This is a genomic window from Achromobacter sp., assembly GCF_057314935.1.
In genome coordinates this window covers 86,917-98,644 of record NZ_DBHKZA010000012.1, presented here as the reverse complement: position 1 = coordinate 98,644, position 11,728 = coordinate 86,917, and the positions used below count along the sequence as shown (strand labels likewise).

General features: G+C 63.9%; 10 protein-coding genes. 6 read left to right on the top strand and 4 right to left on the bottom strand.

Going from position 1 to position 11,728, the window contains the following annotated elements; translation table 11 throughout:
* Window positions 1–659: LysR substrate-binding domain-containing protein (locus ACO6D5_RS06750; protein ID WP_485824958.1), on the top strand; the 659-nt coding region annotated here is incomplete at its 5' end.
* Between the two features lie 75 nt (window positions 660–734).
* Here the strand turns inward: ACO6D5_RS06750 and gyrB are convergent.
* The 3 genes from gyrB to dnaA form a co-directional block, all read right to left on the bottom strand.
* A complete protein-coding gene (gene gyrB, locus ACO6D5_RS06745; RefSeq protein WP_315529054.1) occupies window positions 735–3,182 on the bottom strand; it encodes a DNA topoisomerase (ATP-hydrolyzing) subunit B in 2,448 nt (815 codons plus the stop codon).
* Window positions 3,183–3,277: 95 nt separating this feature from the next.
* A complete protein-coding gene (dnaN, locus tag ACO6D5_RS06740) occupies window positions 3,278–4,387 on the bottom strand; it encodes a DNA polymerase III subunit beta (RefSeq protein ID WP_006227714.1) in 1,110 nt (369 codons plus the stop codon).
* A 2-nt stretch (window positions 4,388–4,389) separates the two neighbouring features.
* Window positions 4,390–5,847, bottom strand: coding sequence for a chromosomal replication initiator protein DnaA (gene dnaA / locus ACO6D5_RS06735; RefSeq protein ID WP_485824957.1), 1,458 nt, complete (start codon window positions 5,845–5,847; stop codon window positions 4,390–4,392).
* A gap of 404 nt (window positions 5,848–6,251) precedes the next feature.
* Here dnaA and rpmH point away from each other — a divergent pair, with 404 nt between their 5' ends.
* The 5 genes from rpmH (at window position 6,252) to ACO6D5_RS06710 (ending at window position 10,585) form a co-directional block, all read left to right on the top strand.
* Complete coding sequence (gene rpmH, locus ACO6D5_RS06730; RefSeq protein WP_006228069.1) at window positions 6,252–6,386, top strand: 50S ribosomal protein L34; 135 nt, start codon at window positions 6,252–6,254, stop codon at window positions 6,384–6,386.
* Between the two features lie 111 nt (window positions 6,387–6,497).
* Window positions 6,498–6,869 carry a ribonuclease P protein component gene (locus ACO6D5_RS06725; protein WP_485824956.1) on the top strand — a complete coding sequence of 124 codons (372 nt, stop codon included), beginning with the start codon at window positions 6,498–6,500 and terminating at the stop codon, window positions 6,867–6,869.
* Window positions 6,869–7,141, top strand: a complete 273-nt coding sequence (gene yidD / locus ACO6D5_RS06720) for a membrane protein insertion efficiency factor YidD (protein ID WP_081534447.1) — start codon at window positions 6,869–6,871, stop codon at window positions 7,139–7,141. Before ACO6D5_RS06725 ends, yidD begins: the two co-directional genes overlap by 1 nt.
* A gap of 48 nt (window positions 7,142–7,189) precedes the next feature.
* Window positions 7,190–8,869, top strand: coding sequence for a membrane protein insertase YidC (gene yidC, locus ACO6D5_RS06715; protein ID WP_485824955.1), 1,680 nt, complete (start codon window positions 7,190–7,192; stop codon window positions 8,867–8,869).
* 270 nt (window positions 8,870–9,139) lie between these two features.
* Window positions 9,140–10,585 (top strand): catalase, encoded by a 1,446-nt coding sequence (locus tag ACO6D5_RS06710; RefSeq protein WP_315529044.1) that lies wholly within the window; start codon window positions 9,140–9,142, stop codon window positions 10,583–10,585.
* Between the two features lie 132 nt (window positions 10,586–10,717).
* Here ACO6D5_RS06710 and ACO6D5_RS06705 read toward each other — a convergent pair whose 3' ends face one another.
* A complete protein-coding gene (locus ACO6D5_RS06705) occupies window positions 10,718–11,596 on the bottom strand; it encodes an ABC transporter permease (RefSeq protein WP_485824954.1) in 879 nt (292 codons plus the stop codon).
* Window positions 11,597–11,728: the final 132 nt, after the last annotated feature.

Sequence of the window (11,728 nt, the reverse complement as noted above, 5' to 3'; positions counted from 1 at the left end):
CTGCCTTCAGCCAGGACGTCGACCTGGGCACGTTGACGCGCGTCTTCACGCTGCGCGCCAATGACGTGTTCGTGGGCGCCTTCGGCGGCCGCCTGCGCGAGCACCTGCGCCGCTATGCCCCCCACAGCGTGCTGCGCTTTCTTTCCGAAGGCGAGGACGACAGCGACGCGTTGAGCGGCGACGCCGACCTCTACATTGGTTCGTCCCAGAAGTTCGGCGCGGACATCAAGGTGCAGACGCTCTTCACCACGTCGTTCTGCGGCCTGGCGCGCGCCGAGCACGCCATCTTCAAAGGCGCCATCACCCCGCAGCGCCTGACGGCCTACGACCACATCAGCGTGTCGCGCCGCGGCCGGGCACAAGGGCCCATCGACCTGGCGCTGGCCGACCTGGGCCTGGCCCGGCGCGTCGCGCTCATCACCCCCACCTTCCACGCCGCCATCTTCGCCCTGGCCGACTCCGACCTGATCCTGCCGTCCATGCCGCAGCACCTGATGCCGGGGATTGAACGGCTGGGCCTGACGTTGCGCGCATTTCCCGTGCCGCTACCGACGACGCCGGTCAGGGTGATGCAGGCCTGGCCCCCGCGGCTGGACAGCGATCCGGCGCACCGCTGGTTAAGGCAGACGATCAAGCAGGTGTGCGGACAGGCGGCCTGACCGCTCATCCTTGAAACAGATAAAACAAAGGCCAGCCCGTCAAGGCTGGCCTTCGCTACGACACAGCGGCCGCGATCAAGCGTCGATGTTGCCCGCCGACAGCGCGTTCCTTTCGATGAATGCGCGGCGCGGTTCCACGTCGTCGCCCATCAGCGTCGTGAAGACCTCGTCCGCCGCGATGGCGTCTTCGATCTGCACGCGCAACAGGCGGCGCACCTTCGGGTCCATCGTGGTTTCCCACAACTGTTCCGGGTTCATTTCACCCAGACCCTTGTAGCGCTGCTTCGAGATGCTGCGATCGGCTTCGCTGCGCAGCCACTGCATGGCTTCGCGGAAGTCGGACACGGTCTGTTCCTTGCGCTTGTCGCCTTCGCCGCGGGCGGCCAGCGACCGCGAACCGACCTTGCCCAGGAAGCTCTTGGCGGCCTTGGACAGGATGGCGTAGTCCGAACCATTGACGAAGTCGGCGTCGATGATGCTGACGCGCACGTTGCCGTGGTGCATGCGCTGCACCGACAGGCGGTGGCGTTCGGTGGCTTCGTCAAACTGCGCCACCACGTCCACGCCGTTGCCGCTGACCGGGTCGCGCATGGCGTCGGCCAGACGCTTGGCGGAATCGGCGGTGGACTCGGCCGTTTCCAGGTTGATCTCGACGCCTTCAGCCATGGCCGACAGCGCGCCCACGTCGAACACCTTCGACAGGCGTGCGATGACGCCGTCGGCCGCCACATACTGGCTGGCCAGGTCGGTGAGCTCTTCGCCACGGATGATGTTGCCGCCCGAAATGATCTCGGCATCCTTCAGCGCCAGTTGCAGCATGAACTGCGCTTCTTCCTGGTCGTCCTTCAGATAGCGTTCTTCGCGGCCGACCTTCACCTTGTACAGCGGCGGCTGCGCGATATACACGTAGCCGCGCTGCACCAGCTCGGGCATCTGGCGGTACAGCAGCGTCAGCAGCAACGTGCGGATGTGCGCGCCGTCCACGTCCGCGTCAGTCATGATGATCAGGCGGTGGTAGCGCAGCTTGTCCACGTTGAAATCGGGGCCGATGCTGGTGCCCAGCGCCGTGATCAGGGTGGCGATCTGTTCGCTGGCGATCAGGCGGTCAAAGCGCGCCTTCTCCACGTTCAGCACCTTGCCGCGCAGCGGCAGGATGGCCTGGAACTTGCGGTCGCGGCCTTGCTTGGCCGAGCCGCCTGCGGAGTCGCCCTCGACGATGTACAGCTCGCACAGCGCCGGATCCTTTTCCTGGCAGTCAGCCAGCTTGCCGGGCAGGCCTGCGCCTTCCAGCACGCTCTTGCGGCGCGTCATCTCGCGGGCCTTGCGCGCGGCTTCGCGGGCGCGGGCGGCTTCGACGATCTTGTTGCACAGCGCCTTGGCGTCGTTCGGGTTCTCGAGCAGCCAGGTTTCCAGCGTGCGCGCCACGGCTTCTTCAACGGCCGGACGCACTTCGCTGGAGACCAGCTTGTCCTTGGTCTGGCTGCTGAACTTGGGCTCGGGCACCTTCACCGACAGCACGCAGGCCAGGCCTTCGCGCATGTCGTCGCCGGACGTCTCGACCTTGGCCTTCTTGGCCAGTTCGTTGTCGGCGATGTACTTGTTCAGGATGCGGGTCATGGCCGCGCGCAGGCCGGTCAAGTGCGAACCGCCGTCGCGCTGCGGGATGTTGTTGGTGAAGCACAGCACGCTTTCGCTGTAGCTGTCGTTCCACTGCATCGCCACTTCGACGCCCACCGAGACGCCGCCGGCGGCGGACTCGGTGGTGACCGAGAACACGTTCGGGTGCAGCACGGTCTTGGTGCGGTTGATGTATTCGACGAAGCCCTTCACGCCGCCCGAGAACGCGAAGTTCTCTTCCTTGCCCTGGCGCTGGTCGACCAGGCGGATCTTCACGCCGTTGTTCAGGAACGAGAGCTCGCGCAAGCGCTTGGAGAGGATCTCGTAGTGGTATTCGATGTTGTTGAAGATGACGGGGTCGGCCAGGAAGCGCACTTCCGTGCCGCGCATGTCCGTCGTGCCCGTCACCGCCAGGGGCGCAACACGCGCGCCTTGGCGGAATTCCATCTGGTGGACCTGGCCGTTGCGGCGGATCGTCAGGCGCAGCCATTCAGACAGCGCGTTCACGCAAGACACGCCCACGCCGTGCAGGCCGCCGGACACCTTGTACGAGTTCTGGTCGAACTTGCCGCCGGCGTGCAGCTCCGTCATGACGATTTCCGCCGCGCTGCGGTGGAATTCGTCTTCCTTGTGGATATCGGTCGGGATGCCGCGGCCGTTGTCGGTGACCGAGATGGAATTGTCGGTGTGGATCGTGACGACGATGTCGTCGCAATGGCCGGCCAGGGCTTCGTCGATGGCGTTATCCACGACTTCGAACACCATGTGGTGCAAGCCGGTGCCGTCGGACGTGTCGCCGATGTACATGCCGGGGCGCTTGCGCACGGCCTCCAGCCCCTTGAGCATCTTGATCGAGTCAGCGCCGTAGCCGCTGTTCTCGGGAGTGGTGTTCTGCTGATCTGACATGTCTGGTTCGATAACGCTTTAAAGAACGGCCTGGCGGCCGGACCGCCCGCAGGCCTAGGCCCGCAAGCGGCACAAACCCACAAATGGGGCGCGGATCAGATCCGCATGGGCATGACGACGTACTTGAACTGGTCGTCTTCGGGCAAGGTGATGAGCGCCGACGCGTTCGCGTCGGGCATGACCGACCACTGGATGTTGTCGACCTTCACGTTGGCCAGCACGTCGAGCAGGTAGCCCACGTTGAAGCCCACGTCCAGGGCTTCATGGCCGTAATCGATGTCGATTTCTTCCTGCGCCTCTTCCTGCTCGGCGTTGGAGGACGAGATCTTCATCTGGTTCTGCGCCAGTTGCAGGCGCACGCCCTTGAACTTGTCGGTGGTCAGGATGGCGGCGCGCTGCAGGCTGCCCTGGAGCGCTTCGCGGCCCACCATGAAATGGCGCGTGTAGTTCGTGGGAATCACACGCGTGAAATCGGGGAACTTGCCTTCGACCAGCTTGGACACCAGCTCCACGTCGCCGAAGCGGAAACGGATCTGGCCGGGCGCCACATCGATGGAGACCACCTCGTCGGAGTCTTCCAGCAGGCGCTGCATTTCCAGCACGGTCTTGCGCGGCACGATCACTTCGTGGCGTTCGGCGATGCCGTCGGCTTCGGTCGAGCAATGCGCCAGGCGGTGGCCATCGGTGGCGACGGCGCGCACACGACCCGGTTCAAACACCAGCAGCATGCCGTTCAGGTAATAACGGATGTCCTGTTGCGCCATGGCGAAGTGCACCATGTTGAACAGGTGGCGCAGCGTGCGTTGCGGCATGGTGAGCGAGACGTCCCACTGCTCGGGCTGAGCGACCGTGGGGAACTCGCTGGCGGCCAGCGTCTGCAACGCGAAGCGGCTCTTGGCCGACTGCACGGACAGCTTGTTGCTGGCCAGGGCCAGGCGCACGTCGCCGGTGTCGGGCAACGCCTTCAGGATGTCCAGCAGCTTGCGCGCCGCGACCGTGGTGGACTCGTTGTCCTGGCCCACGCCGAAGTCGGCGTGCGTGGTGATCTGTACTTCGAGGTCGGTCGCAATGAAGGCAACCTTGTTGCCTTCCTTGCGCATCAGGATGTTCGCCAGGATGGGCAGGGTATGGCGTCTTTCGACGATGCCCGCCACGGTCGACAGCGGTTTCAGCAATGCATCGCGTGTGGTTTGTACGAGTTGCATGTTCATCCTTTTAGAGTTTGTTCCAACACGTGCAGGGTATGGTTGAGCTCCGCTTGCTTTGCGCGGGCGTCGGAAATTTTGCGGACGGCGTGCAGGACGGTGGTGTGATCACGGCCACCGAACAGATCGCCGATTTCCGGCAGGCTTTTCTGGGTCAGCTCCTTGGCCAGGTACATCGCGACCTGGCGCGGCAACGCGATATTGGCGGGCCGGCGTTTCGAGTACATGTCGGCGACCTTGATCTTGTAGAAATCCGCAACCGTCTTCTGGATGTTTTCCACCGTGATCTGGCCGTTGGACACGGACAGCAAGTCCTTCAGGGCTTCCTTGCAAACATCCACCGTCAACACGTCGCGGCCGTGGAAGCGGGCGTAGGCCAGGACCTTGCGCAGCGCGCCTTCCAGTTCGCGCACGTTGCTGCGCAGATGCTTGGCGATGAAGAAGGCCACTTCCTCGGGCATGGGCACGCCTTCGGATTCCGCCTTGCGCAACAGGATCGCCACGCGCATCTCCAGCTCCGGCGGCTCGATCGCCACCGTCAGGCCGGAGTCAAAGCGCGAGATCAGGCGGCTGTCGATGCCCGACAGTTCCTTCGGATACGTATCGCTGGTGATGATGATCTGCTTGCGCTGGGCCACCATCGCCTCGAACGCGTAGAAGAACTCTTCCTGCGTGCGGTTCTTGCCCGAGAAGAACTGGATATCGTCGATCAGCAGCAGATCCAGCGAATGGTAGTAGCGCTTGAAGTCGTCGAACGCCTTGCGCTGGTACGCCTTCACCACGTCTGACACGTATTGGTCGGCATGCACATAGCGCACGCGCACCCCGGTGCCTGCCGCGACCATGGCGTTGCCGATGGCGTGGATCAGGTGGGTCTTGCCCAGGCCCACGCCGCCATACAGGAACAGCGGGTTGTACGAGGTACCGGGGTTTTCGGCCACCTGCAGCGCGGCGGCGCGCGCCAGCTGGTTGGCCTTACCCGTCACGAAGTTCTCGAACGTGAGATCGGTATTCAGGCGCGAACGCTCGTACACGATGTTGGCGGCATCCGCGTTCACCGCCTGCGCCGCGACCGTCGTGGCCGGCTGGGGTGGGGCGGCTGCCGCCGGGGCCTGCATGGGCGGCGCGCCGCCTGAGGGTTGTGCAGCGGACAGGTGCGAGGGCTCGGGTTGCTGGGCACGCACGGGCGCGACCGGAATGCGCGGGGCGGCTCCATGAGAAGGCAACTCGAACAGCACCTGTACTGGTCGCTTGAACCACTCCGCGGCCAACGCTTCAATCTGGTGGGAAAAATTCTTGCGCACCCAATCCAGCTTGAAGCGGTTGGGCGCGGCAACGCGCAGCACCGCCTGCGTTTCGTCGTACGCAAGCGGGACCAGCGGTCGTATCCACGCGCTGATTTGTTGGGGGGGGAGTTCCTGCTCAAGACGACTGACGCAGGTCTGCCAGAATTCTTTCATGTCGCTCTTATTCAAACCTCGATTCTACCTTGCCTGGGCAGGGGTTATCCACAGGGTAGGACATAAGCGTCTACACTGCCCAGGCTTAACTGTTTGACAAGACAGGGAAAACTTGCTGAAATGGTGGGCTTTTCCGAATTCTGTCTGTCAGAAGGTTTCACAGAGAGCTTAGCCGGAGTTGTGGCAAGTACCCTCCTTTCATAGGTCGGGGCGCTTTCCGCACTGTCCGGTTTTTAGCTTTGCTGAATAGGTCGCCTGGGAAGAAATTTCCAGTCCAGAGCCCCGTCTACGAGTTGTTTTTGCACCTGTTGCAAAAATGCTCACTGGATACCCGCTTCTGAATGCGCGACCTGGAACCCTCCGGGCAGGTCCCTTCTGACTTTTGTTCTTTTTGTGGATCGTCCATGAAACGTACCTACCAACCTTCCGTTACCCGCCGCAAGCGCACCCATGGCTTTCGCGTGCGCATGAAAACCCGCGCTGGCCGCGCCATCCTGAGCGCCCGTCGCGCCAAGGGCCGCAAGCGTCTGGCCGTCTAAGTCCGGGATTTCCGGTTTTTCCGGAAACCTGACTATTTGCACGGACCGGCCATATTGCAAGACCTCTCGCAATCTCGTTCCGGTTCCGCGCAAACGCCTGACCCGCAGTCCATGCCGCGCTCCACGCTTCCCCCGGAGGCGCGGCTGCATCGCCCCTCCGAGTTCGCCGCTGCCCTGAAAGGCCGGCGTCTTGCCCGAGGGGCGTTATTCATTGTGACTTCAGCTCCCAATGATCTGCCTCCCGGTCAGGATGCCTGTGCGCGCTTGGGGCTCATCATTGCCAAGCGGTTCGCCGCCCACGCCAGTACGCGCAACGCCATCAAGCGGGTCATCCGCGAAGCGTTCCGCCACCGGCGCATGGCGCTGCCCGCCAAGGATTACGTCGTGCGCCTGCATAGCAAGGTCCCTCCCACCACGCTCACCTCGCTTAAACGCTTGGCTAGAGCCGAAGTGGACGCTCACTTTGAGCGGATCGCGCGATGATTTTCAAAGCACTGCTCATCGCCCCCATCCGGTTCTACAGGTTCTTCCTGAGTCCCTGGATAGGCAGGCAGTGCCGCTTCACCCCGACTTGCTCGGCGTACGCGATTGAAGCAATCGAACGCCACGGCGCCTGGCGCGGCTTCTGGCTGGGCGTCCGGCGCATTGGCCGATGCCATCCGTGGTCGCCCGGCGGCTGGGATCCGGTTCCACCGGCCCCGGGAACCAAAGGCACCCCGTGCTGCTCCCACAGCCACCGCACCGAGCACGATTGACGCTAAACTGGCGGGCTTTGCTGGCCCGTATTCACTTCAGTAGGCACCATGGATATCCGACGTACCGTCCTCTGGATGATTTTTTCCTTTTCGCTGTTGCTCCTTTGGAACAACTGGCAAATCCATAACGGCAAGCCGTCGCTGTTCGGGGGCCCCACGCCCGCGGCCAGCACAGCTGATCCGCAGGCCGGCGCCAATAACGCCACGCCTTCGGTGCCCAGCGCGCCCGCAACCGCGGCCACCGCGCCGTCGGCGGTCCCTGGCGCCGCCACGCCCGCTGCCGCGCGCTCGGAAGAAGTCGTCATCACCACCGACGTGCTGCGCCTGACGTTCGACACGATGGGCGCCCAACTGGTGCGCGCCGAACTGCTGAAGTACCCGGCCACCGGCCAGGCGGACAAGCCCACGGTGCTGCTGGACCGCTCGGCCGGCCTGAACTACGTCGTGCAGTCCGGCGTGGTCGGCGCGCCCAACGGCCAGAGCTTCCCCACGCACCAGACGCCTTTCCGCCTGGTGACGTCGGAACGCCAGCTGACCGGCGACAACCTGGTCGTCTCGTTCGAAGGCGAATCGGGTGGCGTGAAGGTCACCAAGTCGTTCACCCTGCACAAGGGCCGCTACGACATCGACGTACGCCACGACCTGACCAACGTCGGTTCCGCCCCCGTGACGCCCGCGCTGTACCTGCAGCTTGAGCGCGATGGCAACGACCCGGCCGACACGTCCAGCTTCTATCACACGTTCACCGGCTTCGCCGTCTACTCCGAGCAGGACAAGTTCCAAAAGAGCACGTTCAGCGACATCGAGAAGAAGAAAGCCAACTACATCAAGCAGGCGGACAACGGCTGGATCGCCGTGGTGCAGCATTACTTCGCCACCGCCTGGGTGCCGCCGCAAGGCAAGCCGCGCACGAACGAACTGCTGGAAGTGCAGAAGAACCTGTACGCCGCCCGCAGCATCGAAGCCGTCGGCGAAATAGCCCCCGGCGCCGCGTCGCGCGTCGATTCGCACCTGTGGGTCGGCCCGCAAGACCAGAAGGCCATGGCGGCGCTCGCCCCCGGCCTGGAACTGGTGGTGGACTATGGCTGGCTGACCATCATCGCCAAGCCGCTGTTCACGCTGATGACCTGGCTGCATTCGCTCCTGGGCAACTGGGGCTGGACCATCGTGGCGCTGACCGTGCTGATCAAGGCCATCTTCTACCCGCTGGCCGCCGCGAGCTACCGCTCGATGGCCCGCATGAAGCAAGTGGCTCCGCGTCTGCAAGCACTGAAGGAAAAGTACGGCGACGACAAGCAGAAGCTCAACGCCGCCATGATGGAGATGTACCGCACCGAGAAGATCAACCCGCTGGGCGGCTGCTTGCCGATGGTGGTGCAGATCCCGGTGTTCATCTCGCTGTACTGGGTGCTGCTGGCCAGCGTGGAAATGCGCGGCGCGCCGTGGATCCTGTGGGTGCATGACCTGTCGATCCGCGACCCGTTCTTCATTCTGCCCGCCATCATGATGGCCACCATGTTCCTGCAGATCAAACTGAACCCGACGCCTCCGGACCCCATCCAGGCCAAGGTCATGATGATCATGCCGCTGGTGTTCGGCGGGATGATGTTCTTCTTCCCGGCCGGCCTGGTGCTGTACTGGTGCGTCAACAACACCTTGTCGATCGCGCAACAGTGGTCCATCACCCGCGCCATGCAGCGCAAGACGGAAGCCTTGGCAAACCGCTGAGCCTGACCTTGCAGCATGAAGAACCGGCCCTCAGGGGCCGGTTTTTTTACGTCCGCAGCGCCGGCGCACGACGCATCCATGCGGCCGCATGGGGCCATTGACAATAGATAAATACTATTGAATTTAGAACACCAATCAACTTCACAAGTGCAACCTTGACCCCTATGATGTGTCGGACATATTCCCCAGGCGGCGACGCGCGGGGGTATGCACGACACGGCGCGCGCCTACCCGGGCACGCGCATTCCAGAATCACGTAGGGAGTGTGCCATGACCGACAAGAAGCATCTGACCACCGCCGCAGGCGCGCCGGTGGCGGACAACAACAACACGCTGACCGCCGGCCCCCGCGGTCCCGCGCTGTTGCAGGACTTCTGGCTGATTGAAAAGCTTGCCCACTTCGACCGCGAACGCATCCCGGAACGCGTCGTCCACGCCAAAGGCTCGGGCGCCTACGGCACGTTCACGGTCACGCATGACATCACGCGCTACACGCGCGCCAACATCTTCTCGCAGGTCGGCAAGCAAACCCCGCTGTTCTTGCGCTTTTCCACGGTTGCGGGCGAGCGCGGGGCGGCCGACGCCGAACGCGACGTGCGCGGCTTTGCCATCAAGTTCTACACCGACGAAGGCAACTGGGACCTGGTAGGCAACAACACCCCCGTCTTCTTCATCCGCGATCCGCTGAAGTTCCCGGACTTCATCCATACCCAGAAGCGCGACCCCAAGACCAACCTGCGCAGCGCCACCGCCGCCTGGGACTTCTGGTCGCTCAGCCCCGAATCGCTGCATCAGGTGACGACGCTGATGAGCGATCGCGGCATCCCCGCGAACCTGCGCCAGCAGCATGGGTTCGGCTCGCACACCTTCAGCTTCGTCAACAGCAACAACGAACGCTTCTACGTGAAGTTCCACTTCAAGTCGCAGCAAGGCATTGCCTGTCTGACCGACGAGGAAGCGGCGCAAGTGGTCGCCCACGACCGCGAAAGCTCGCAGCGCGACTTGTTCAACAACATCGCGCAGGGCAACTTCCCGAAGTGGTCGCTGAAGGTGCAGATCATGCCCGAGGCCGAAGCCGCGACCTATCACATCAACCCGTTCGACCTGACCAAGGTCTGGCCGCATGGCGACTACCCGCTGATCGACGTGGGCGTGCTGGAACTGAACAAGAACCCCGAGAACTATTTCGCGGAAGTCGAGCAAGCCGCCTTCACGCCGGCCAACATCGTCCCCGGCATCGATTTCTCGCCGGACAAGATGCTGCAAGGACGCCTGTTCTCCTACGGCGACACGCACCGCTACCGCCTGGGCATCAATCATCACCAGATCCCGGTGAACGCCGCGCGCTGCCCGGTCCACAGTTACCACCGCGACGGCGCCGGCCGCGTGGACGGCAACGCCGGCGGCACGCTGAATTACGAGCCCAATAGCGCGGGCGAATGGAAGGAAACCCCGTCCGCCGGCGAACCGCCGCTGGCGCTGGACGGCCAGGCCGCCGCGCGCTGGAACCACCGCGAGGACGACGACTACTACTCGCAACCGGGCGCCTTGTTCCGCCTGATGACGCCGGCCCAGCAGGAACTGCTGTTCGGCAACATCGGCCGCCACATGGCGGGCGTGCCGGAAGAAATCCAGCGCCGCCAGCTGGAACACTTCAGGAAGGCCGACCCGGCCTATGCCGCCGGCGTGGCAAAGGCGCTGGGACTGAAGATCTAAGCGTCTGGTCGCTGGACAGAAAGAAAAGCGGCCCCTTTTTGGGGCCGCTTTTTTTTGTGCGGTTCCGGTGACGGGTTGCGCGCGCTGGGCGGCCGCTTGCGGGCAAACGCTGCCCGCGCGCAACCCATCACCTCAGCGCTGCATCCCCCAGCGCCGCACCGTCAAACGCTCCAGATTGTCGAATCCCAGGTTTTCCACAAGCAGGCCAATGATGACCACCGCAGCCAATCCCGCGAACACGCGGTCTGTGTATAACTCGTTGCGGTTCTGGAAGATGTACCAACCCAGTCCGCCCTTGCCGCTGGAGGCCCCGAACACCAGTTCCGCAGCAATCAAGGTGCGCCACGCGAACGCCCACCCGATCTTCAAACCCGCCAGAATGGCCGGCAGCGCGGCCGGCACCAGGATCTGCAGCACATACCGCAAGCCCGTCAGCCCATAGTTGCGGCCCGCCATGCGCAGGGTTTCCGACACGCCCAGAAAGCCCGCGTACATGTTCAGCGCCAGCGCCCACAGCACGGAATGGATCAAGACGAACACCAGGCTGCCTTCGCCCAACCCGAACCACAACAAGGCCAGCGGCAACAGGGCGATCGCCGGCAACGGGTTGAACATGGCGGTCAGCGTGGACAGCAGATCGCGGCCGAAGCGCGTGGATACCGCCAGCGTGGTCAGCACGAACGCCAGCGCGACGCCGGCCAGATACCCCTGCACCAGCACGCGCAGCGACTGTCCGGCACGTGCCGGCAGTTCGCCATTGGCGATGCCCTGCACAAAGGCCTGCGCCGTCTGCCACGCGCCCGGCAGCAACAAGTCGTTGTCGGTGTAGCGTGCCGCCAACTCCCACACCGCGGCCAGCAGCGCCAGGATCACCAGCTTGCGCAGGCTGGCGTGCTGCCAAAGCCGTTCGTGCCACGGCAGCGGCGTTTCCGCCGCCTGTGCCGGCAAGGGCGGCAGGTCGTACTCGACTTCGGGACGGATGGGGGGCGAGGGGGGGTAGGCGCTGCTCATCGGGCGGATCTCATCGGGCGGATCTCATCGGGCGGAACTCATCAGGCTGAACGCATCGGGCTTAACGCATCGGGCGGAACTCGGGAAGCGGCACGCGCGGCGACCTCAAGCCGCCACACGCTCGGCCTGCGC

What these genes read in the sequence shown, in the direction of transcription:
- yidC (WP_485824955.1), top strand. Translation starts at nt 7,190, where the DNA reads ATGGATATCCGACGTACCGTCCTCTGGATGATTTTTTCCTTTTCGCTG.
- ACO6D5_RS06710 (WP_315529044.1), top strand. Translation starts at nt 9,140, where the DNA reads ATGACCGACAAGAAGCATCTGACCACCGCCGCAGGCGCGCCGGTGGCG.
- ACO6D5_RS06705 (WP_485824954.1), bottom strand. Translation starts at nt 11,596, where the DNA reads ATGAGCAGCGCCTACCCCCCCTCGCCCCCCATCCGTCCCGAAGTCGAG.
- ACO6D5_RS06725 (WP_485824956.1), top strand. Translation starts at nt 6,498, where the DNA reads ATGCCGCGCTCCACGCTTCCCCCGGAGGCGCGGCTGCATCGCCCCTCC.
- dnaN (WP_006227714.1), bottom strand. Translation starts at nt 4,387, where the DNA reads ATGCAACTCGTACAAACCACACGCGATGCATTGCTGAAACCGCTGTCG.
- rpmH (WP_006228069.1), top strand. Translation starts at nt 6,252, where the DNA reads ATGAAACGTACCTACCAACCTTCCGTTACCCGCCGCAAGCGCACCCAT.
- gyrB (WP_315529054.1), bottom strand. Translation starts at nt 3,182, where the DNA reads ATGTCAGATCAGCAGAACACCACTCCCGAGAACAGCGGCTACGGCGCT.
- dnaA (WP_485824957.1), bottom strand. Translation starts at nt 5,847, where the DNA reads ATGAAAGAATTCTGGCAGACCTGCGTCAGTCGTCTTGAGCAGGAACTC.